This window comes from Streptomyces sp. B1I3, from assembly GCF_030816615.1.
In the GTDB taxonomy this organism is placed as follows: Bacteria; Actinomycetota; Actinomycetes; order Streptomycetales; family Streptomycetaceae; genus Streptomyces.
This window is the reverse complement of record NZ_JAUSYD010000001.1, coordinates 7,006,574-7,028,552: the sequence shown is the minus strand read 5'-3', so window position 1 is coordinate 7,028,552 and position 21,979 is coordinate 7,006,574. Positions and strand designations below refer to the sequence as shown.

20 protein-coding genes are annotated in these 21,979 nt (G+C 71.8%); 11 read left to right on the top strand and 9 right to left on the bottom strand.

Annotated elements, in window-relative coordinates; all coding sequences use genetic code 11:
- Together QFZ58_RS31960 and QFZ58_RS31955 are read right to left on the bottom strand one after the other, a co-directional pair.
- Nucleotides 1-930 carry a carbohydrate ABC transporter permease gene (locus QFZ58_RS31960; protein WP_307128345.1) on the bottom strand — a complete coding sequence of 310 codons (930 nt, stop codon included), beginning with the start codon at nucleotides 928-930 and terminating at the stop codon, nucleotides 1-3.
- Between the two features lie 2 nt (nucleotides 931-932).
- On the bottom strand, nucleotides 933-2,177 hold the full coding sequence (locus QFZ58_RS31955; protein WP_307129064.1) for an ABC transporter substrate-binding protein: 1,245 nt from the start codon (nucleotides 2,175-2,177) through the stop codon (nucleotides 933-935).
- Between the two features lie 212 nt (nucleotides 2,178-2,389).
- On the opposite strand from QFZ58_RS31955, the gene QFZ58_RS31950 reads away from it, so the two are divergent.
- The 5 genes from QFZ58_RS31950 to QFZ58_RS31930 all read left to right on the top strand — a co-directional run bounded on the left by QFZ58_RS31950 (nucleotide 2,390) and on the right by QFZ58_RS31930 (nucleotide 7,629).
- Complete coding sequence (locus QFZ58_RS31950) at nucleotides 2,390-3,448, top strand: LacI family DNA-binding transcriptional regulator (RefSeq protein WP_307128344.1); 1,059 nt, start codon at nucleotides 2,390-2,392, stop codon at nucleotides 3,446-3,448.
- Between the two features lie 296 nt (nucleotides 3,449-3,744).
- Nucleotides 3,745-4,830, top strand: coding sequence for an exo-alpha-sialidase (locus QFZ58_RS31945; RefSeq protein ID WP_307128343.1), 1,086 nt, complete (start codon nucleotides 3,745-3,747; stop codon nucleotides 4,828-4,830).
- 56 nt (nucleotides 4,831-4,886) lie between these two features.
- Entirely contained in the window at nucleotides 4,887-5,564 is a 678-nt protein-coding gene (locus QFZ58_RS31940) for a uracil-DNA glycosylase (RefSeq protein WP_307128342.1), read from the top strand.
- Nucleotides 5,549-6,565, top strand: coding sequence for a BadF/BadG/BcrA/BcrD ATPase family protein (locus tag QFZ58_RS31935; RefSeq protein WP_373428685.1), 1,017 nt, complete (start codon nucleotides 5,549-5,551; stop codon nucleotides 6,563-6,565). Before QFZ58_RS31940 ends, QFZ58_RS31935 begins: the two co-directional genes overlap by 16 nt.
- A gap of 137 nt (nucleotides 6,566-6,702) precedes the next feature.
- Nucleotides 6,703-7,629, top strand: a complete 927-nt coding sequence (locus tag QFZ58_RS31930; RefSeq protein WP_307128340.1) for a sirohydrochlorin chelatase — start codon at nucleotides 6,703-6,705, stop codon at nucleotides 7,627-7,629.
- A gap of 361 nt (nucleotides 7,630-7,990) precedes the next feature.
- Here QFZ58_RS31930 and QFZ58_RS31925 read toward each other — a convergent pair whose 3' ends face one another.
- From QFZ58_RS31925 to nadE, 3 genes are all read right to left on the bottom strand, one after another.
- On the bottom strand, nucleotides 7,991-9,070 hold the full coding sequence (locus tag QFZ58_RS31925) for a lactonase family protein (RefSeq protein WP_307128339.1): 1,080 nt from the start codon (nucleotides 9,068-9,070) through the stop codon (nucleotides 7,991-7,993).
- Nucleotides 9,071-9,217: 147 nt separating this feature from the next.
- A complete protein-coding gene (locus QFZ58_RS31920; RefSeq protein ID WP_307128338.1) occupies nucleotides 9,218-10,747 on the bottom strand; it encodes an FUSC family protein in 1,530 nt (509 codons plus the stop codon).
- Nucleotides 10,748-11,054: 307 nt separating this feature from the next.
- On the bottom strand, nucleotides 11,055-11,897 hold the full coding sequence (nadE, locus tag QFZ58_RS31915; protein WP_307128337.1) for an ammonia-dependent NAD(+) synthetase: 843 nt from the start codon (nucleotides 11,895-11,897) through the stop codon (nucleotides 11,055-11,057).
- A gap of 153 nt (nucleotides 11,898-12,050) precedes the next feature.
- On the opposite strand from nadE, the gene QFZ58_RS31910 reads away from it, so the two are divergent.
- The 3 genes from QFZ58_RS31910 (at nucleotide 12,051) to QFZ58_RS31900 (ending at nucleotide 14,717) form a co-directional block, all read left to right on the top strand.
- Complete coding sequence (locus QFZ58_RS31910; RefSeq protein WP_307128336.1) at nucleotides 12,051-12,533, top strand: Lrp/AsnC family transcriptional regulator; 483 nt, start codon at nucleotides 12,051-12,053, stop codon at nucleotides 12,531-12,533.
- A gap of 24 nt (nucleotides 12,534-12,557) precedes the next feature.
- On the top strand, nucleotides 12,558-13,247 hold the full coding sequence (locus QFZ58_RS31905) for an HAD family phosphatase (protein ID WP_307128335.1): 690 nt from the start codon (nucleotides 12,558-12,560) through the stop codon (nucleotides 13,245-13,247).
- 273 nt (nucleotides 13,248-13,520) lie between these two features.
- A complete protein-coding gene (locus tag QFZ58_RS31900) occupies nucleotides 13,521-14,717 on the top strand; it encodes a serine/threonine-protein kinase (protein ID WP_307128334.1) in 1,197 nt (398 codons plus the stop codon).
- Nucleotides 14,718-14,726: 9 nt separating this feature from the next.
- Here QFZ58_RS31900 and QFZ58_RS31895 read toward each other — a convergent pair whose 3' ends face one another.
- A complete protein-coding gene (locus QFZ58_RS31895) occupies nucleotides 14,727-15,719 on the bottom strand; it encodes an aldo/keto reductase (RefSeq protein ID WP_307128333.1) in 993 nt (330 codons plus the stop codon).
- A 72-nt stretch (nucleotides 15,720-15,791) separates the two neighbouring features.
- On the opposite strand from QFZ58_RS31895, the gene QFZ58_RS31890 reads away from it, so the two are divergent.
- Nucleotides 15,792-16,319: a DUF4232 domain-containing protein gene (locus QFZ58_RS31890; protein WP_307128332.1), complete on the top strand. Its 528-nt coding sequence runs from the start codon at nucleotides 15,792-15,794 to the stop codon at nucleotides 16,317-16,319.
- A 156-nt stretch (nucleotides 16,320-16,475) separates the two neighbouring features.
- Nucleotides 16,476-17,030 (top strand): DNA polymerase ligase N-terminal domain-containing protein, encoded by a 555-nt coding sequence (locus tag QFZ58_RS31885; protein WP_307128331.1) that lies wholly within the window; start codon nucleotides 16,476-16,478, stop codon nucleotides 17,028-17,030.
- A 39-nt stretch (nucleotides 17,031-17,069) separates the two neighbouring features.
- On the opposite strand, the gene QFZ58_RS31880 is transcribed toward QFZ58_RS31885, so the two are convergent.
- From QFZ58_RS31880 to QFZ58_RS31870, 3 genes are all read right to left on the bottom strand, one after another.
- Nucleotides 17,070-17,243, bottom strand: coding sequence for a hypothetical protein (locus QFZ58_RS31880; RefSeq protein WP_307128330.1), 174 nt, complete (start codon nucleotides 17,241-17,243; stop codon nucleotides 17,070-17,072).
- Nucleotides 17,244-17,483: 240 nt separating this feature from the next.
- On the bottom strand, nucleotides 17,484-18,188 hold the full coding sequence (locus QFZ58_RS31875; protein WP_307128329.1) for a class F sortase: 705 nt from the start codon (nucleotides 18,186-18,188) through the stop codon (nucleotides 17,484-17,486).
- Between the two features lie 160 nt (nucleotides 18,189-18,348).
- Complete coding sequence (locus QFZ58_RS31870) at nucleotides 18,349-19,080, bottom strand: hypothetical protein (RefSeq protein WP_307128328.1); 732 nt, start codon at nucleotides 19,078-19,080, stop codon at nucleotides 18,349-18,351.
- Between the two features lie 697 nt (nucleotides 19,081-19,777).
- Between QFZ58_RS31870 and QFZ58_RS31865 the strand changes: the two genes are divergently transcribed.
- Nucleotides 19,778-21,958 carry a discoidin domain-containing protein gene (locus QFZ58_RS31865; RefSeq protein ID WP_307128327.1) on the top strand — a complete coding sequence of 727 codons (2,181 nt, stop codon included), beginning with the start codon at nucleotides 19,778-19,780 and terminating at the stop codon, nucleotides 21,956-21,958.
- Nucleotides 21,959-21,979 lie beyond the last annotated feature (21 nt).

Genomic DNA, 21,979 nt, shown 5'->3' with positions numbered 1-21,979 from the left:
TCACATACCTTCCCGGGTGGACCGCATGGATCCGAAGCCGCTAAAGCGGACCAGGAGCAGCGACAGACCGGTGGCCACGATGACGAGCGCGGTGGCGATGGCCGCCGCGTAGCCCAGGTCGTAGGTCTGGAAGCCGGTCCGGTACATCAGGTAGGGCAGAATCGTGGTGTCCGTGCCGGGGCCGCCCTTGGTCATGATGAGCACGGTGTCGAAGTAGGTCAGCGAGCCGACGATCATCAGCACCGACGAGGTCGTCATGGTGTGGCGGAGCTGGGGCAGCGTGATGTGGAAGAACTGCCGGACCATGCCCGCGCCGTCGATGGACGCCGCCTGGTAGAGGACCTCGGGGATCTGCCGGGCTCCGCCCTGGTAGATCAGCGTGTGGAAGGGCATGAACTGCCAGCCGCCGACGAACGCCACCACCAGCAGCGCGCCGGTGGACGATCCCATGACGTTCGGGTCGATGCCGAGCCAGGGGCCGATCTCCTTGATCACGCCGAAGTTCGGGTCCAGCAGGGCGTGGAAGAGCATGGCGATCGCGGTGGTGGACAGCAGCAGCGGGATGAAGAAGATCGCGGACAGCACGGCCCGGGTGCGCTGGCGGCCCGCCGCCCAGACACCCAGCAGCAGTGCCACCGGCGTCTGGAAGGCCCAGCTGATCGTCGTGAGCAGGAGGGTCAGCCAGGCTGCCTGGCCGAATTCGGAGTCCTTGAACAACCGGGTCCAGTTGTCGAAACCCGTCAGGGTCGGGGAGTCGAGCCCGTCCCAGGTGGTGAAGGAGAGATAGACGGCGATCGCCAGAGGGACGATCGCGAAGAGGGCGAAGAACAGGATGCCGGGCACGGCCCAGCCGACCGGGGGGCGGCCGACGTTGCCGACGGCCGCCTTCCTGTCTCCGCGGCGCTTCGCATGCGGAGTGTGGACTGACATCGTTACTTGGCGGCCTTCATCGCTTCGACGAACTGCTCGGGCGTGGTCTTGCCCGCGAACAGCTTGCTTATTTCGGTGAGCAGGGGGGTGGCGTACTGGGCCTCCAGCGCCTGGTCCCACGAGAGGGTGAAGCTCGGGGCCTTCTGCACCATCTCGTACTGGTCGTTCGCGAACTCGGGGTTGGGCGACGTGCTCAGCATCGAGGCGGCGTTGGAGGTGGTGGGGATGTCACCGTTGTCGACGAGGGCCTTGGAGTAGCTCTTGGACGCCATCGTCTTCAGGAACGCGATCGCGGCGTCCTTGTGCTTGGTCCGCGCGTTGACGGACCAGTAGTTGGTGGGGTTGCCCACCACGTTCGCCGGGTCGCCCACGCCGCCGGCCACCGTCGGGAACGCGGTCCAGCCGAGGTCCTTCTTGGCGAACTCGGGGGCCTTGCCCAGCTGCGTGGAGTACTCCCACGAGCCCATGAGGTGCATCGCGGCCTTGCCCTTGTTCAGCAGGGTCGGAGCTCCGCCGTTGCCGTAGTCGACCGAGTTGAAGTTCTTGCCGAAGGCACCGTCGTCGATCAGCTCCTTGACGGTCTGGGCCGTCTTGAGCACCGCGGGGTCGCCCCAGCCCTCTGTGTCGCCGTTCTGGATCTTCTGGAAGACCTCGGGGCCGCCGATGCGGTCCAGGAGGTACTCCATCCACATCAGTTCGGGCCACTTGTCGGAGCCGCCGAGGGCGAAGGGGGTGATGCCCGCGGCCTTGAAGGTGGCGATGGCCTTCTGCAGGTCCTGCCAGGTCTTGGGGGCCTCGAGCTTGTGCTCGGCGAAGAGGGCCTTGTTGTAGAAGAGCATCACGGGCTGCATGCCGCGCATCGGCACCCCGTAGACCTTTCCGTCGAGGCCGCCGGCGGTCATGATGGACGGCAGGAAGCCGTCCTTGAGGGTCGGGTCGTCCTTGACCGTCGAGGTGAGGTCGACGAGGTCGTCGGAGTCGACGTACGGCTTGATCGATCCGCCGCCCCAGTTGAAGAAGATGTCCGGGGCGCTGGGCGATCCCATGGCGCTGCGCAGCTTGTTCACGTAGTCGGTACCGGGGACCGACACCAGCTTCACCTTGACGTCGGACGTCTTGTTGAACGTGTCGACCGCGGCCTGCTGCACCTTGACCGCGTCGTCACCGTAGACGTATGCAGTGAGGGTGCCGTTGTCCGATCCGCCGGCCCCTGAACCACAGCCGGCCAGGAGACCGGCCATCGCCATCGCCGCGCCCGCTGCGGCCCATCTCGTCGTACGTGTGCCCTGACTGAAAATACCCGACCGCATGACCGCACCTCTATCGAATGTTTCGGCGTGCCTTTCGAATGTTGCCGGAACCGTACGGTCGTGTTTCGGGCCCGTCAAGAGGGTAGGAGCAAGCATTTACGATCCCTGCCCACGCGCCGGTCGAGGCGGCGGGAGGCTACGATTCGCACATGAGCCCTGCAAAGGTCCAGCCCCAACAGGAGAAGGTGTCCGTCGACGAGTCGTCGGAGAGCACCGCCACGCTGGCAGAAATCGCCCGAGCGGCCGGAGTTTCGGCTCCGACAGTTTCGAAAGTGCTGAACGGGCGCGCCGACGTCGCCCCTGGCACGCGCGCGAAGGTCGAGGAACTGCTGCTGCTGCACGGCTACCGCCGCAGGCGCGGCGCCTCCCAGCAGTCCCAGCTCATCGATCTCGTCTTCCACGAGCTGGACAGCGCCTGGGCGATGGAGGTCGTCCGGGGCGTCGAGAACGTCGCCCGGGAGGAGGGTCTCAGCCTGGTGCTCTCGGAGAGCGCCGGCAGGCTCACTCCGGGCCAGACCTGGGTGGACGGCGTCCTGGCGCGTCGGCCCGCCGGAGTCATCCTGGTGCTCTCGGACCTCGACGCGGGCCAGCGCGCCCAGTTGAACAGCCGCTCGATCCCGTTCGTCGTGGTCGACCCGGCAGGTGACCCGGGGGACGACATCCCGTCGGTCGGAGCGGCCAACTGGCAGGGCGGCCTGGCCGCCACACGCCATCTGACGGGTCTGGGCCACCGGCGGATCGGCATCATCGGCGGACCGGCCCGGATGATGTGCAGCCGCGCCCGTCTCGACGGTTACCGCGCCGCCCTGGAGACCTCGGGCGTGCCGATGGACCCCGGGCTCGTCCGTGAGGGCGAGTTCAACCACGAGGACGGCTACACGGCGGCTCTGCAGCTGCTGCGCCTGCCGGAACCGCCCACCGCCATCTTCGCCGGGAACGACCTGCAGGCACTGGGCGTCTACGAGGCCGCCCGCGAACTGGGGCTGCGGATCCCGGAGGACCTCAGCGTGGTCGGGTTCGACGACCTGCCGCTCACCCGCTGGATCGGCCCGCCGCTCACCACCGTGCGCCAGCCTCTCATCGAGATGGCGGAGACGGCCGCGCGCCTGGTCCTGGACCTCGGCCGGGGGCGGCAGCCCGCCACGACCCGGGTCGACCTGGCGACGAGCCTGGTGATCCGCAGCAGCACGGCGCCGCCGGCACGCTGACTGTTCCGGCGTGCGCGGAGGCAGGCTGTCCGGCCGGGGCGGCGGGGGCCCGTCGGCCCGCGGTGCGGGGGTCCCGTCGCCTCGCGGTGCGGGCGGCCCGCGGCGACCCGCGGGGACAGGCCCCGCCGCGCCGCGGAACTGCGTTCCCGAGCATGCCCGAGCGTGCCCGGGTGACGGTGGGACACCCGGCCGTCGCCGCTGCGACCTGGTCGGATGCCGTATGTGCGGGCCACTGTCAGTGGCCGGGTGCAGACTGACCCGTATCCGGCACAACGGCGTCTCGGGAGGTCTCTGTCATGACCGACGTACTGCTCACCGTAGGCACCCGCAAGGGTCTCTTCATCGGCCGCAGGCGCGGCACCGCGTGGGAGTTCGGTGAGCCGCATTTCAACGCCCAGGCCATCTACTCGATCGCGATCGACACCCGCGGAAAGGCGCCCCGGTTGCTGGTCGGCGGGGACAGCGCGCACTGGGGACCGTCGGTGTTCCACTCCGACGACCTGGGCGCGACGTGGGTCGAACCGAAGCAGCCGGCCGTGAAGTTCCCGCAGTTCACCGAGGCATCGCTGGAGCGGGTGTGGCAGCTGCACCCGGCCGGTCCCGAGGCCCCGGGCGTCGTCTACGCGGGCACCGAACCCGCCGCGCTCTTCCGCTCCGAGGACGGCGGTGAGTCCTTCGAATTGGTCCGATCGCTGTGGGAGCACCCGACGAGATCCCAGTGGGTGCCCGGTGGGGGCGGTGAGGGCCTGCACACGGTCCTGACCGACCCCAGGGACGCGAACGCGGTGACCGTCGCGGTCTCCACGGCGGGAGTGTTCCGCACCGCGGACGGCGGCGAGCGGTGGGCACCGGCCAACAAGGGGGTCTCCGCGGTCTTCCTGCCCGATCCGGACCCCGAGTTCGGCCAGTGCGTGCACAAGGTCACCCGGGACGCCGCCGATCCCGACCGGCTGTATCTGCAGAACCACTGGGGCGTCTTCCGCAGCGACGACGCCGGGGACAACTGGACCGGCATCGGCGCCGGCCTGCCCTCGGACTTCGGCTTCGCCGCCGCCGCCCATCCGCACCGCGCGGACACCTTCTACGTCTTCCCGATCAACGCCGACGCGGACAGGGTCCCCGCCGACCGCCGCTGCCGGGTGTTCCGTACCCAGGACGCGGGTGGGACCTGGGAGCCGCTCACGCGCGGCCTTCCGGACGGCGACCACTACGGCACGGTGCTCCGCGACGCGCTCTGCACGGACGACGCGGACCCGGCCGGCGTCTACTTCGGCAATCGCAACGGCGAGGTGTACGCGAGTGCGGACGACGGCGACAGCTGGCAGCAGCTCGCCTCGCATCTGCCCGACGTCCTGTGCGTACGGGCGGCGGTGCTCCACTGACCGGCAGGTGACCGGTGTGGTCGTCACACCGGTGGAGCACCAGTAGAGTGCGCCCCGTGGCAGCACGACCGTTGAAAGAAATCGTCGAGCCGGGGTGGGCGTCGGCCCTCGAGCCCGTGGCCGAACGCGTCGCCGAGATGGGCGACTTCCTGCGCGCGGAGATCGCTGCGGGGCGCACCTACCTGCCCTCGGGGCCAAACGTCCTGCGGGCGTTCCAGCAGCCGTTCGAGGAGGTGCGCGTCCTGATCGTCGGGCAGGACCCCTACCCGACTCCGGGGCACGCGATCGGTCTGAGCTTCGCGGTGGCACCCGATGTCAGCCCGCTGCCGGGAAGCCTGGAGAACATCTTCCGGGAACTCCAGGCGGATCTTGGCCTTCCCCGGCCCTCGAACGGTGATCTGACGCCCTGGACGCGCCAGGGGGTACTCCTGCTCAACAGGGCCCTGACCACGGCGCCCAGGCGGCCGGCGGCTCACCGTGGCAAGGGCTGGGAGGAGGTCACCGAGCAGGCCATCCGGGCACTGGTGGCCCGGGGCACCCCGCTGGTGTCGGTCCTGTGGGGGCGCGACGCCCGCAATCTGCGGCCGCTCCTCGGCGACTTTCCGGCGATCGAGTCCTCGCACCCCTCCCCCATGTCGGCGGACCGCGGCTTCTTCGGCTCGCGCCCGTTCAGCCGGACCAACGAACTGCTGGAGCGCCAGGGGGCACAGCCGGTCGACTGGCAGTTGCCGTGACCGCGGCGGGTCCGTTCGTCCTCGGTGTCGACTCGGGCGGATCCGGACTGCGGGTGGCGCTCGGTGTGGTGGAGTCCGCGCACCCGGTGGCCACGGCCGTCTGCGCGGAACCGGTACGTACGGGTCCGGGCGGCATCGACGCGGAGCATCTGCTGGACCAACTGCTGCCCGTGGCCCGGAACTTGCTCGACCGGGCCGGCCCCGGGGCGGCGGTTGCCGCCGCGGTGGTCGGAGCCGCCGGCATGGCGACGCTCGGCGATCAACTGCGCGCACGGCTGCCCGGCGCGCTCGCCGGGGCCCTGGGCGTACGGCGGGTGGCACTGGCGGCCGACGCGGTGACCGCGTACGCGGGGGCGCTGGGCCAGCGACCGGGGGCGGTCGTCGCGGCCGGCACCGGCATGATCGCTCTCGGCACCGACCTCACGACCTGGCGCCGGGTCGACGGCTGGGGCCATCTGCTGGGTGACAGCGGGGGCGGCGCGTGGATCGGCCGGGCAGGGCTCGACGCGGCGATGCGCGCCCACGACGGCCGTGCCGGCGGTTCCCCGGCGCTGCTGTCGCGCCTCGAGGCCGTGTTCGGAGCAGCGTCCGGCCTTCCCGGCCTGCTCTACCCGCGGACGGACCGTCCCGCGCTGCTCGCCTCCTTCGCTCCCGAGGTCGCGGCCTGCGCCGCGGCTGACGACGTGGCCGCCGGAATCCTGCTGCAGGCTGCCGCGCATGTCGCCGAGGCTGCGGCGGCCGCCTGCCCCGGACCTGGGGGCTCCGGTGCCGCCACGAGCGTGGGGTTCGACATCGCCCTGACGGGTGGCCTGTTCAGGATGGGTGACCCGCTCCTCGAACCGGTGCGCCGCGAGCTGGCCCGACAGGTTCCGCAGGCGCGGGTGGTGCCCGCAGCGGGCGATCCGCTGCACGGCTCCCTGGAGATCGCGCGCGCACTCGCCCGCTCGACGCTGCGGCTGCCGGTCCACCCGACGCTGCTCTGCGTGCCCGGGGTGGCGTAAAGGCTTGCGCAGCGATCTGTCCGGACAGAGCAGGGCAGTTGCCCGGTATGCCGCCCAACAGGCATAAACGGACAGAAGGCGCCCGACTGCCCCCTCCCCGATCCGGGGTGCGGGCAAAGCCAGTAGCATGCGACGCCATGAGCACCCCCACTGGGCCCGCTTCCGGCCTGCCTGTACGAATGCCGCGACCTCGCCAGTCCGGACGGCACCGCCGCCCGGAGCCCGTGGTCGCACCCGAGGGCGCTGCCGCGCTCGTTCTCGCCGTTCCCGGTACCCCTTCCTCGGCCACGCGCAGCCTGGCCGAGGAAGTCATCAGCATCGCCCGCTCCGAGCTGCCCGGCCTGAACGCCCGGATCGGTCATCTCGACGGTGACGACGCCGAGTTCCCCGCGCTCGCCTCCGTACTCGCCGATGCCGCCGCCGAGCGCACCGCGCGCTACGAGCAGGCCGTCGCGGCCGGCCGCGAGGTCGCCGTACCCGAGGGCCCGTCCGCCGTCGTGGTGCCCCTGCTGGCGGGGCCGGACAGCGCGCTGCTGCGGCGCATACGGCAGGCGGTCATGGACAGCGGTACGCAGGCCGAGCTGACGGATGTGCTCGGGCCGCACCCGTTGCTCGCCGAGGCGCTGCACGTGCGCCTTGCGGAGGCCGGGCTGGCGCGCGCCGACCGCGCCAGGCTGTTCACCGTGGCGACCGCGGCCGACGGCATCGTGCTGGCCACGGTCGGCGGCGAGGAGGCCGTGCAGGCCGCCGGCATCACCGGCATGCTGCTGGCCGCCCGCCTGGCGGTGCCGGTGATGGCCGCGGCCCTGGACGTGGACGGCTCGGTCGCCTCGATCGCCGAGCAGCTGCAGAGCTCCGGCTCCGCGCAGCTCGCGCTCGCACCGTACCTCGTGGGCCCGGAGATCGACGCCGACCTGCTGGAAGCCGCGGCGAAGGAGGCCGGCTGTGCGACTGCCGAGCCGCTGGGCGCTTACCCGGCCATCGGCAAGCTCGTGCTGTCGCTGTACGCGACGACGCTCGGCATCACGCCGGCGACGCCGCAGGGAGCGGTCCCGGCGCACTGATCGGCGCCCGCCCCGCCCCGTGCCCGGAGGGACGGCACGGACCGGCACTCCGGTCCGTGCCGTCTTTCGCTTGTCCGGCGCCGGACGCACGGGCACGTCGCGGGCGGGGAGACGTCTCCCGGGCGCGCAGGCGCGTCGCCGGCGCGGAGGCACACATCCCGGCGGGCACGGCGGATGCCCGCTGCGGACCGGGAAACAGCGGCGGGCCGAAGGCGCCGAGCGGCAGGCGGAGCGCCCTGCGCCGGGCCGGAAACACGTGGCCCGCCGGGGGCGCGGGGGCATCCGGGGGGCGTGCGGCAGAAGCCCGGCCGTGACGCCGGTGTCAGGCGCGGACGTCAGGCGCCGGTGTCAGGCGCGGACGTCAGGCGAAGACCACGCAGGAGGCGGCCGGGGCGTCGAGGGAGCCCGCGTGGGCCGGGATCCCCGTCTCCGCGTCGACGGCGAACCAGCTGACGTCTCCGGAGCGCTCGTTCGCGGCGTACAGCCACTGGCCGCCGGGGTCGAGGGTGAGGTCGCGGGGCCAGTGCCCGCCGCAGCCCACGGCCGCGACCAGGGCCGGCTTCTCGGCCGTCTCGTCGAGTGTGAGCACGGAGATGCTGTCGTGGCCCCGGTTGGCCGTCCACAGGAACCGTCCGTCGTGCGACACCACGACTTCGGACGGGTACGTGCGCTCGCCGCCCCCCGCGCCCGCGGTGTACGCGTCATGGGGCAGGACCGGCGTCTCGCCGACCGGGTCGAGACGGCCGCCGGCACTGTCCCAGCGGCACACGGTCAGAGTCGGTTCCAGCTCGTTCAGGACGTAGACGTGTCCCCCGGACGGGTGAAATGCCAGATGGCGCGGCCCGGTACCCGGACGCATCGCCGTCTCGGTGTGCGGCCGCAGTGCGCCCGTGCGGGGATCGAGGGCGCAGACGCGTACGGAGTCCGTCCCGAGATCGACACTCAGCACCCACTGCCCCGAGGGGTCGGCGACCACGTGGTGCGCGTGCGGGCCGGCCTGGCGGTCCGGGTCCGGCCCGCTGCCCTCGTGCCGCAGGACGGAGGCCACCGGACCGAGTGAACCGTCGGCCCGCACGGGCAGGGCGGTGACGCTGCCGGAGCCGTAGTTGGCGGTGAGCAGGTGACCGGCCGCGAGGGACAGGTGCGTGGGGCTGCTGCCGTCCACCGGCAGCGCCTCACCGATGAGCCGGGGTGCGTCGTCGCCGGTCACGGCGAACGCGGCCGCGGCCCCGTCGGCCCCCTCGCTGACCGCGTACAGCACTGTGCCACCCGTCTCGGGAGCGCGGCCGACCACGAGGTAGGAGGGGTCCGCGACGGCGTCCGTGCTCGCGATCACGGTGAGCGCTCCTGTGTCCCGGTCGACGGCGACGGCGGTGATCCCGTGTCCGCCCGCCGAGGTGAACGACCCTATGAATGCCCGCCCGGCATTGCTGCTGCCCATCGCGCTACCCCTCTTCACGTCCGTCGCGATCTTCCCTCCGACCGTAGCAGGCAGCCTTTTTTGGTACAGACCATTCCGGGGCGGCAAAGGGGAGTCGGACGGTGCGGCGAACGGGGAACGCGGGAACGCGGATGTGGAGACGCGAGGTCAGGCTCCGACCAGGGGCGCGCGCGGGGAGCTCTGCAGGGGGGCGGCGAGCTCTGCGAGCGCCCTCTCGATGCTGTGCAGGTGAGCGAGCGCGGGCTGGACGACCACGGGCTCCGCGCCGGCCTCGGCCGGCAGAGCCCGCGTGGTGGACGCCGAGCCGCGGTACGGCCCGCGTTCCGCCGTGGTCAGCGCTTCCACCGAAGCCTCGACGCGCCAGCACGCCGCGGCGAGACGGGCGTCGTGGGACGCCTCGGGGTCCGCCGCGACGGACGCCAGGCCGCGGACCTCACGGGCACAGGCGTCGAGCAGCTCGAGGACCTGCCGGGCCCGTGCCTTGCGGGCGCGCAGCGGGCTCAGCGGATGCACCAGCGGGCCGAGCGACAGCCGCACCCGGCCGAGGAGCGCTTCCAGTTCGGCGACGCGTGGGGAGGGGTCCGCGGTCGCGGAGCCCGCCAGGCGCGCCGCGGCCTCCGCGGTGCAGGCGTGCACACAGCGAAGGGCACGCTGGATCCACGCGTCGGTGGTGGCATGGGTGGTGACCGGCAGGACGAGGAGCACCGCCACCATCGCACCGAGCGCCCCGACTCCGGTCTCCACCAGGCGCAGCGCGAGCAGCGCGGGGTTCAGCACCCCGAGGAGCCCGTAGAGCGCCCCTGCCATGACCGTCACCGAGAACATCATCCAGGTGTACGAGACGGCCGCCGAGTAGAAGATCCCGAAGACGCCGATGGCCACCAGGACGGCGGTGGGGGCGGCGGCCCCGTGCAGCGGCACGACGACGAGCGGGCCGACCGGGATTCCGATCAGCGTCCCCAGCACCCGGCGGAACCCGCGCACGAGCGTCTCGCCGCGCGAGGTGGTGTTCACGAACACCCACCAGGTGGCACCGACGGCCCAGTACCAGCGCTCGTCGGAGAGGAACTGGCCCGCCAGGAGCGCGAGGGCGCCGCCCACGGTCGCCTGGACCGCCTGGCGCGTGGTGGCGCGGTTCAGCCCCCGGCCTGCCACGGGATGGGGTACGGCGGCGACGGGCAGCCGCCGCTCGTAGCACCACAGGCCGAAGCGGACCGCGGACGAGGCGAGCAGGGACAGCGCCACCGCCTCGTACAGCTCGGGGAGCTGCCCGGGCAGGGTGTGGAGGAACTGTGTGACGAAGAAGGCCATGAAGGCGAACACGCCCAGGGAGTGGCCGCGGGGCCCCCATCGCCGGGCGTAGACGCCCGCCCCCATCACCGCGAGGAAAGCCAGGTCACGCGCCACCGGGTGGTCGTGCAACACGGCCGCGAGCGCCAGCACCGGGAGCCCCACGGCGGGGAGCAGCGCCGTGGTGACCGCCTGACCGCGCACGGTGGGGTCGGTCACCGTGAAGAGGGCCAGCAGTGCCGCGAGACCTCCGGTGACGGCTCCGACGAGCGAGTGGCCCGCCAGGCCGCACACGACAACGGCCAGACCGATGCCGAGGACGGCCCGGGCACCGCTGCGCAGTCGCAGCCGACCTGGATCCGGAGCCGCGAACACCCTCTTCAGCACTGCTTTCCGCCCCTTCGCACGAAAAAGGGCGCCACGGAATCCGCAGCGCCATCGACGGGACCATCAGACCATGCCATCGACTACCGGCTCAACACGTGGCCGTGCGGCTGCGCCATTGGCACAGCCGCACGGCCATCTTCCACGCCACCGGTCGGCCAATGGCCGAAATTTCCGGCCCCGGCCGGTCCGGCTCGTCTCCCGCCGCCCTCCAGGGCGGCGTCCGCCGGAGCACGGCGGGGGCGGCCGTCGTGCGGGCCCGCTCCGGGAGCGCCGCAGGGCAGCCGGGCCGACGGGCTCCGGCGTCGGGTCAGCTCCGCCACCAGTCGTCGAGCGGACTGACCGGGACGGTCCGCTTGTGCCGGCTCGCGAGGTAGACCGACTCCACCCTCGCCGCCACCTCCGGCGTGACGTCGGCACCTTCGAGGTAGTCGTCGATCTCGGCGTACGTCAGGCCGAGTGCCACCTCGTCGGGCAGCGCGGGCCGGTCGTCCTCGAGGTCGGCGGTCGGCACCTTCTCCCAGGTGCTCGCCGGGGCGCCCAGCTCGCGCAGCAGAGCGCCGCCCTGCCGCTTGGTCAGTCCGGTGAGTGGGGTGACGTCGACGCCACCGTCGCCGTACTTCGTGAAGAAGCCGGTGACCGCCTCGGCCGCGTGGTCGGTGCCCACGACGAGCAGGCCCAGCTGCCCGGCGATCGCGTACTGGATCACCATGCGTTCGCGGGCCTTGATGTTGCCGCGCACGAAGTCCCGCAAGGTGGGCTCGCCACCCAGCAGCTCCCGCACACCGAGCGCCGCCTCAGCGGCGACGGCGTCCGAGCTCGGCCTGACGTTCACCGCGACCGACCGGTCGGGCCGGATGAAGTCCAGCGCGATCTGCGCGTCGTGCTCGTCGGCCTGCACGCCGTAGGGCAACCGCACCGCGACGAAGGTCGCCTCGTACCCCTCGGCCCGCAGCTCCTCGGCGGCGAGCTGGCACAACCTGCCGGCCAGCGTACTGTCCTGTCCGCCGCTGATGCCGAGCACGAAGCCCTCGGCCGGCGTCGATCGCAGGTAGTCCTTGAGAAAGTCGACCCGTTGCCGGATTTCGACCTTGGGGACGATGGTCGCCTTGGCGCCGAGTTCGGCGAGGATCTGCTCCCTTTGGTTCACCATCCGCTCACTGTAATAGCGGGAAACACACGGCGGCGGTGCGGGGTGACGGCAGGCCTGCGGGTGCCCCCGCAGCGGGACCGCGGCGGGCCGGACGGCTGCGCCCTGGGTACAGTCGGGCGACGGATCACCGAGTCGCGAGGAGAACGACCGGACATGGCGGTGGACGCTCTCGACACCCGCATCCTGCGCCTGCTCATCGAGCAGCCACGCACCAGCGTGCGCGAGTACGCGCGCATCCTGGGCGTGGCCCGCGGCACCCTGCAGGCCCGTCTGGACCGGCTCGAACGGGACAGGGTGATCACCGGTACCGGACCGTCCCTCTCCCCCGCCGCGCTCGGCCACCCGGTGCTCGCCTTCGTGCACCTGGAAGTGACCCAGGGGCACCTGGACGAGGTGGGTGAGGCCCTCGCGGGCGTTCCCGAGATCATCGAGGCGTTCTCCACCACCGGCGGAGGCGATCTCCTGACACGGGTCGTGGCCCGGGACAACGGCCATCTGGAGGACGTGATCCAGCAGCTGATCCAGCTCCCGGGCGTGGTGAGGACGCGGACCGAGGTGGCCCTGCGCGAGCGGGTGACGCACCGCGTCCTGCCACTGGTGGAAGCGGTGGGCCGGGCGGCGGGCAGCACCGGCTGATCGCTGTCGGGCATCCTGGGGCTCATGAGCTCTCCCGGCGCCGTGGCCCCCTGTGTCCTCTTCGACCTCGACGGCACCCTCGTCGACAGCGAACCCAACTACTACGAGGCGGGGCGCCGGCTCCTCGCGCGCTACGGCGTACGGGACTTCAGCTGGGAGAACCACTCCCGCTTCATCGGTATCGGCACGCGCGAGACGCTCACCGTCCTGCGCGCGGAGTACGGGATCGGGGCGCCGGTCGACGAACTCCTGGCCGGCAAGAACGCCCTCTACCTGGAGCTCGCCGGGACCTCCACCGAGGTCTTCCCCGAGATGCGCGTCCTCGTCGAGCGGCTCCACGAGGACGGCGTCGCGATGGCGGTGGCCTCGGGTTCGTCCCGGGCGGCGATCGGGGCCACCCTCGCGGTCACCGGGCTCGACGCGTACTTCCCGCTGTACGTGTCCGCCGAGGAGGTGGCGCACGGCAAGCCCGCGCCCGACGTGTTCCTGGAGACCGCCCGGCGGCTGGGTGCCGAGCCGGCTGCCTGTGTGGTCGTCGAGGATGCCGTTCCGGGTGTGCAGGCGGCCCATGCGGCGGGAATGCGCTGTATCGCGGTCCCCTACGTGCGAACGGCTGCGGACCAGGCGGTGTTCAGGTCCGCGGAACTGCTCTTCCCGGGCGGACAGGCGGAGTTCGGGGCGACCGCCGTACTCGACTGGCTCACCGCCGGCTGATCCAGGCCGGGCGACGCCCCCGGCCCTGCATGGCAACGACCCCTCCCGGCCCGGCGAATGGCCGGAACCAGGGGGGCGTCGCCCGGCCGGGCGAGAAGAGGTCCCGCGGACGGATATCCTGATCATGCCGCGTGCCCCACGCACCGAACCGAGCCCACGAGCCCGACCGGGTCGCCGCCGCGGCAGTCGGAGCGGGCCACAGTTCGAGATTGGTGTGCACAGGTGCTGGTAGCTGGACGGTACCGGTTGATATCCCCCATCGGCCGTGGCGGCATGGGTGAGGTGTGGCGCGCGACGGACGAAGTACTGGGCCGGGCCGTCGCCGTGAAGCTGCTGCTGGGCGACCACGCCGATGCCTCGTCGACCGCGCGGTTCCGCCTGGAGGCACAGACCGCCGCGCGCCTGAGCCACCCTCACCTCGTCGCCGTCTTCGACTTCGGCTCCTGGGAGGACCGCTTCTTCCTGGTGATGGAACTGGTCGAGGGCAGAAGCCTCGGGGATCTGCTGGACACCGAGGAGCAGATCCGGCCGGAACAGGTGGCCCGCATCGCCGGCGAGGCCGCGGCCGGACTGGCCGCGGCGCACCGGCAGGGGATCGTCCACCGTGACATCAAGCCCGGCAACCTCATGCTGGACGCCGACGGGTCCGTGAAGATCGGGGACTTCGGCATCGCCCAGTTCGTCGACGACCCGTCCACTGCCCTGACCACCGCCGGGCACATCGTCGGTACCAGCCTGTACCTGGCTCCCGAACGGGCCCTCGGCCGCACCGCCGACTCCGCGTCGGACATGTACTCCCTGGGCTGCGTCATCTACCAACTTCTGGTGGGGCAGCCGCCGTTCCGCTCGGACACAGCGACGGCGACGCTCTACCAGCACGTGGACACCCCACCGGTGCCGGTCAGACAGCGGGGGGTCGACATCTCCCCCGCCTTCGATTCGTACCTGCTGGGCCTGCTGGCGAAGCAGCCTGAGGACCGGCCGAGTGCGCAGCAGGTCTCGGACTGGTTCCGCACCGACGCCTGGCGCGGACGCCCCGAACCCATGCCCCACCACCTCCCCGCCGCTCCGCCCGCGGCCACACCCCCGGCGGCGGCTGCCGCACCGGCCGGCCAGGCCGCCGCCGGCGTCTCGACGTACAGGCTGCCGCAGGCCACCGGCCGCAGACGGGCCGCCCCCGCACCGCGGGCGATCAGATCGGCGACCACGCGGCGGATGAGCACGAGCGAGGCCATCCGCCGCCGGCCCCGGGTGGCGAGCGCCGTCGCGGGGACGGTCGCCTTCCTGGCAGCGGTGTACCTGGGGACGGTCCTGTTCTCACCGGACTCCGGTGCGGCGGACACTCCAGGTCCCGGGACCTCTCCGGCCGCCGGGGCCTCTCCGGCCGCCGGGACGCCGGCGTCCGCCGATCCGGCCGCTCCCGCCGGGGACAGCCCCCGGCAGGACGGCGACGGCGGCGACGAGGACTGAGCGCCCGGCTCACCAGCGGGGGTGGACCTCCGCGCGGATCCTGCGGTCGTACAGGTCGCGCACCGCGTCGAGGGTGCTCTGCGGCAGGGCCGGGAGAGAGGCCGCCGCAGCGTTGGCTCGGGCCTGCTCCACGGAACGTGCCCCGGGGATGACGCTGGTGACACCGGGCTGCTGGATGATCCAGCGCAGCGCGGTCTGCGCGGGTGTGGCGCCCTCGGGCGCCAGTGCGGCGAACTCCGCCGCCGCGGCCACGCCGGTCGCGTAGTCGATGCCGGAGAAGGTCTCACCCTGGTCGAACGCCTCGCCGTGGCGGTTGTACGTGCGGTGGTCCTCGGGTGCGAAGACCGTGTCCGCCGTGTACTTCCCCGACAGCAGTCCGGAGGCGAGCGGCACCCGCGCGACGATGCCGACGCCGGCCTCGACGGCGGCCGGGAGCACCTCGTCGAGCGGCTTGAGGCGGAAGGGGTTGAGGATGATCTGGACACTGGCGACGCCGGGCCTGGCGATGGCCGTCAGCGCCTCGGCGCACGTCTCGACGCTCACCGCGTAGGCGCCGATCCGCTGCTCGGCGACCAGGGTGTCGAGGGCGTCGTAGACCGCGTCCGAGGAGTAGACACTCGTCGGCGGGCAGTGCAGCTGTACGAGATCGAGCGTGTCGACGCCGAGGTTGGCGCGCGAACGGTCGTTCCACGAACGGAAGTTGTCGAGGACGTAATTGTCCGGGACCTGATCGGCGCGTCGGCCCATCTTCGTGGCGACGAAGACGTCCGCGTCCGGCCGGTCCTTGAGGTAGCGGCCGATGAGCTGTTCGCTGCGTCCGTCGCCGTACACGTCCGCGGTGTCGAAAAAGGTGACGCCCGCTTCGACGGCGGCGTCCAGGACGCCGAAGGCGTCGGCCTCCACCACCTCGCCCCAGTCCCCGCCGAGCTGCCAGGTGCCCTGTCCTACGACCGATACGTCACGGCCGGTCCTGCCGAGTGTGCGCTGCTCCATGCGGATCATGCTACGTCGGTGCGTGGTGACCGAAGCCGGTGACGGTGTGTAGAAGGCGGCGGGCGAGGGAACGGACAACTCATGCGCATCCGTTACGTACCCACCGTTCCCGCCGTTTTCGCCGCCCTCGCCCTCGCGTCCTCCGTGGGTGCCTCGACGGCCTCCCCTGCCGCGGCCACCGCACCCGCTCCCCCCTGCCGGGAAAGCGGTCTGACCGTCGCCGCCGCGGCGTCCGACCAGCCGGAGACCCTGCGGATCAGCGTCACCAACCACGGCGGGCAGGCCTGCGCCGTCGACCGCGTCCCCACGGTCGTCTTCGGCGATCTGGACGGTCCGGCGCTCCCGGTCCCCGCCGGCGGGAGCGCGCCGTACCGCGTCCCGGCGGGCAGCACCGTGTACGCGGCGGTACGGACCCTGGACCCGTCGGCCTCCGAGCTTCGCGTGGTGGACCGGCTGACGGTCGCCGGGGACCCCGCGCACCGCGGACGGACCTTCGACGCCGCCTCGCTGGGGGCCCCGGACGGAATCCGGGTCTGGGAGCCGGTCACGACCTGGTGGCACGGTTCACGGACCGCGGCCGACGCGGCGCTCGAGCGGCACACGGACTGACCGGTGCGGCCCGCGGGTCCGTGGCAGCGCCGCCCCCGTGCGGTGCGCGGCCGGCGGCGGCACAGTGGAGGTGACGGACTGTGCGGGACCCACGCGGCCCCGGGGACCGGGCAGGGTACGCACCGTCCGACCGCTTCCCGTCGGAAGGACACGGTCGTGGACACCGAGGGCACACGGCGCTTCGTGGTGCAGATCCATGATGCCCGGCGCATGCATTTCGACTTCCGGCTCGAGGTCGACGGCGTACTCAGGTCATGGGCCGTCCCACGCGGGCCGTCGGACAACCCCCGCGACAAGCGGCTGGCCGTTCCCACCGACGACCATCCGCTGGAGTACGGCACCTTCGAGGGCGTCGTACCGCAGGAGGCACAGGGCAGCGGCACCGTCATCGTCTGGGACCAGGGCACCTACCGGTCGCTCAGCCACGACCCCGCCGGTACGCCCGTCCCGATCGGCGAGGCACTGGAGCGGGGGCACGCCACCTTCTGGCTCGCCGGGACGAAACTGCACGGCGAGTTCGCTCTCACCCGCTTCCACGTGGGCGACGAGGCCGACGCCCAGGGGCCGGAGGCCTGGCTGCTGATCAAGGCGAACGACCGGCAGGCCGTCCACGACCGGCCGGGCACCCCCGACCCGTACCACGCCCGCTCGGCCCGCACCGGCCGGACCCTGCACCAGGTCGCGGCGGCGGAGCGGGAGAACGCCCGCTGAGCGGTCGGGCCGGCAGCCCGCCGTACAGGCGCTGCCGGATCAGCCGGACGGCCCCGCCCGCAGGACCGGATCGCGCGAGCGCACCGGTTCGGCCGCGAGCCGCTCCGGCCGGTGGGCCCCCTCCGCGCGGATGCCGCGGACGGCCTGGTGGAGCGGTTCCCCGGGCCCCTCGTCCCCCGGCGCGGACGGCGCCGTGAGCGGTTCGGCCCGCATCCAGCGTTGCGTACCCGCTCAGGGAGCCGGACCGCACGCCGGACGGGCCGCACGCCGGACGGATGGCACGTGACGGATCGCACCCCTGACGGGCCGGCGCTCCGGTGCGAGGCGGGCGCCGAGCCGCTCGTCGGGCCTGGCCAGGAGCAGTGGCTCTTCGGTCACCACCGCACGGGAGAAGCCCCCTCGCTTCCGCGAGGGGGCTTCTCCCGTCCGTGCCTCCAGCGGCCCGGAGCGGCGTCAGGATTTCTTGGCGGAGGCCAGGTGGGCGAAGACCACGACGTTGTCCTTGTAGTCCTTCGCCCTCTTGTCGTACTCCCCGCCGCAGGTGATCAGCCGCAGCTGGGCCGTGCCGTTGTCGTCGTACACGCGGTCGCTGGGGAAGTCGGCCTTGCTGAACGTCTCGACCGTGTCCACCTTGAAGGTGGCCACCACTCCGTCCTCGCGGGTGATGTCCACCGCGCTCCCCTTCTTGAGCGTCCTGAGGTACAGGAACACGGCGGGACCTGTTTTCGTGTCGACGTGACCGGCGACGACCGATGTACCGCGCTCGCCCGGCGTGGCCCCGTCCTTGAACCAGCCGACCAGGTTCTTGTCGTCCGCGGGTGGGGCGTCCAGCCGCCCCGAGGAGCCGATGGACAGCGGTGTGAAGGGGGCGTCGACCGCGATGTCCCGGATGGAGATGCGTTCGGGCTCGGACCTCGGCAGCCCGGGGCCCGCCGTGGACGCGGAGGCGGATGGTGTGGGTGCGGCAGGCGTGGTGGCGCCGGGGGCGGTGGTGGCGGGGGCGGACGACACGGTGGTGGGCGGCTGGACTCCCGCCGAGGCGTCGAAGGAGTTGTAGACGAGGAGGAAGCCCAGCCCCACCGCCGCGGCGGGCCACAGCAGTGAACGGCCGGGGGCGGGGGAGGCGGAATCCGGTTCGGACGGCTGCTGGGCGGTCATACGGGCACTGCCTTTCGCGTACGAGGAGGGCGGGGGAAGAACGGGGCGCGGGTGACGACGCGGGAGAGTCGTGGGCAGACCGAGCGGGAAAGTCTGCGCGGCCACCACCCGGGAGGGCGGCGGCCGCGACAGCGTTCGGTCAAGGGTGCGCGGAGGTCTGTCAGACGGCCGCGGTACCCGAGGCGTTGCGGCGACGCATCCGGTACGCGGCGGCACCGATGCCACCGAGCATCAGCACCGAGCCGGCGGCCAGGCTGCTGCCGGACAGGGCCATGGCGCCGCCTCCGGTGTGCATACCGCCCTCGGGCTTCTCGTGCGTCCAGGACTCCGACTTGTCGCGGTCGTCGTTGTTACCGGCCTGGGAGTCCTCTTCCTTGTCCTTCTGCCAGTCGTCGGCCGAGATGCCGGCCAGCGCGCCGCCACCGGCGTGCACACCACCCTCGGGCTTCTCGTGCTTCCAGGACTCCGGCTTGTCGCGGTCGTCGTTGTTACCGGCCTCGGAGTCCTCTTCCTTGTCCTTCTGCCAGTCGTCGGCCGAGATGCCGGCCAGCGCGCCGCCACCGGCGTGCACACCACCCTCGGGCTTCTCGTGCTTCCACGAGTCCGGCTTGTCGCGGTCGTCGTTGTTACCGGCCTCGGAGTCCTCTTCCTTGTCCTTCTGCCAGTCGTCGGCCGAGATGCCGGCCAGCGCGCCGCCACCGGCGTGCACACCACCCTCGGGCTTCTCGTGCTTCCACGAGTCCGGCTTGTCGCGGTCGTCGTTGCTGCTGGAGGAAGAGCCGCTGTCCTTGTCCCAGCCGTCGGCCGAGGTCACGGCGTATGCGGCGGGGACGGAGACCGCGAGGACCGCCGTGACGGCGGCCGATGCGAACAGGGTGCGGGCAGAGCGCATGGATACACAGTCCTTTCGCCGTACCCACGCTGACCGACCGGTTGCCGGCTCATCGAAATCGCGGGTGCGACGTGATCCACCGTCAGCCGAAATCCGGGGGCGCACCACTCGGGGACACCGCATTGGAGCTACGCCGTGGGCTCAACGTGTGACATGGAGCGGGATATCACCCGTTGGACGGCACGCCACGCCGGGCGGGGGTTTGGGCGGCGGGTGATCACCGGTGTAGGCGCTGCCGACGCACGCGCCACACGGGTGATCACCGGTGTAGGCGCTGCCGACGCACGCGCCACGGTAGGTACCCCCTCGCGCCGGTCGCGGACCGCCGGGGCCGCGTCACCCTGATCGGCGGACGGACCGGTTCGCATCCTGGCACGCCCGGACGAGCCGGGACCGAGCGGCGGCAGCCCGCGCGTGCGGCCCCGCACCGCCGCCCGCCACTTCCTGCACGGCCACGCGGCCCGCCATTTCCTGAACCGATCCCCTGCGCGGCCTCGCACCACGACACCGAGGGCCCGGATCACGGGGCGGTCACCACGACCATCCCATCAGTTCTTGTCGCCAACAGGCCCCGGTACATCTGCTGTTGCACATCTCTTGACGCGTTCGTAACAAGGGTGGAGTATCTCGCACAGCCGGAGAGAGCGCTCTCTGGCTGTACGCGTCGTGTACCCGCCCCACGACTCAGGAGACCCCCATGCACGCACCCCCCATATTCCGCATCTCCCTGGCACCGGACAGAAGGCGTGGCAGTGTGCTCGCCGTTGTCGCCGGTCTCGTCCTCTCCCTCCTCGCCTTCGTCCCGCAGGCCCCTGCGAGCGCGGCACCCACGCTGCTCTCCCAGGGCAGGACGGTCACCTCCTCCAGCCAGGAGAACGGCGGGACCCCCGCCGCCTCCGCGGTCGACGGTGACAACGGGACCCGCTGGTCGAGCGCCTTCTCCGACCCCCAGTGGATCAAGGTCGACCTGGGCGCCGCAGCCTCGGTGAGCCAGATCGTGCTGCGGTGGGAGGCGGCCTACGCCACCGGTTACCGGATCGAGTTCTCCTCGGACAACAGCACCTGGAGCACCGCCTACTCCACCACGACCGGCCCGGGCGGCACGGAGACGCTCAACGTCTCCGGCACCGCCCGTTACGTCCGGCTGACCGGAACCGCCCGGGCCAGCGCATACGGATACTCACTCTGGGAGTTCCAGGTGTTCGGCACGACCGGTGGCGGGGGCGACCCGCAGATCCCCGGCGGTGGCGACCTCGGTCCCAACGTCCTGGTCTTCGACCCCTCGACGCCGAACATCCAGGCCAAGGTCGACGAGATCTTCAAGCAGCAGGAGTCGGCCCAGTTCGGTAACGGCCGCTACGCGCTGATGTTCAAGCCGGGCACGTACAACAACATCAACGCCCAGATCGGCTTCTACACCTCCATCGCGGGTCTCGGCCTGAAGCCCGACGACACCACCTTCAACGGTGACGTGACCGTCGACGCGGGCTGGTTCAACGGCAACGCCACCCAGAACTTCTGGCGCTCGGCCGAGAACCTCGCCCTCAACCCGGTCAGCGGCACCAACCGCTGGGCCGTCTCCCAGGCCGCCCCCTTCCGCCGGATGCACGTCAAGGGCGGACTCAACCTCGCGCCCAACGGTTACGGCTGGGCCAGCGGCGGCTACATCGCCGACAGCAAGATCGACGGCCAGGTCGGCCCGTACTCGCAGCAGCAGTGGTACACCCGCGACAGCTCCATAGGCAGTTGGGGCAACGGGGTGTGGAACATGACCTTCTCCGGTGTCGAGGGCGCGCCCGCGCAGAGCTTCCCCGAGCCCCCCTACACGACGCTGGCCAACACCCCGGTCTCGCGTGAGAAGCCCTTCCTCTACCTCGACGGCAACACCTACAAGGTCTTCGTCCCGGCCAAGCGCACCAACGCGCGCGGCGTCTCGTGGAGCGGCACCCCGCAGGGCGAGTCCATCCCGCTGAGCCAGTTCTACGTGGTCAAGCCGGGCGCCACCGCCCAGACCATCAACGCCGCGGTACGCCAGGGGCTGCACCTGCTCTTCACCCCGGGCATCTACCACGTCGACCAGCCCATCGAGATCAACCGCGCGAACACCGTCGCCCTCGGCCTCGGTCTGGCGACGATCATCCCGGACAACGGGGTGACCGCGGTCAAGGTCGGTGACGTCGACGGCGTCAAGCTGGCCGGCCTGCTGATCGACGCCGGCACGCAGAACTCCCAGGTGCTCGTCCAGGTGGGACCCGAGGACGCGTCGGCCGACCACGCGGCCAACCCGACCACCGTCCAGGACGTCTTCGTCCGGGTCGGCGGCGCAGGCGCCGGCAAGGCGACCACCGGCATGGTGATCAACAGCGACGACACCATCGTCGACCACACCTGGCTCTGGCGCGCCGACCACGGCGACGGGGTCGGCTGGGAGACCAACCGGTCCGACTACGGGCTCCGCGTGAACGGTGACGACGTGCTGGCCACCGGCCTGTTCGTCGAGCACTTCAACAAGTACGACGTGCAGTGGTACGGCGAGCGTGGGAAGACCATCTTCTTCCAGAACGAGAAGGCCTACGACGCGCCCAACCAGGCCGCCATCCAGAACGGGGACATCAAGGGGTACGCCGCGTACAAGGTGGCCGACTCGGTCACCACCCACGAGGGCTGGGGCATGGGCAGCTACTGCTACTTCAACGTGGACCCGACCATCCGTCAGCAGCACGGATTCCAGGCGCCCGTGAAAGCCGGCGTGAAGTTCCATGACCTGCTGGTGGTGTCGCTGGGCGGCCAGGGCCAGTACGAGCACGTCATCAACAACACCGGATCCCCCACGTCCGGCACATCGACCGTCCCGTCCCAGGTGGTGTCCTTTCCCTGAGGCGGGGTGACACGCGCCGAG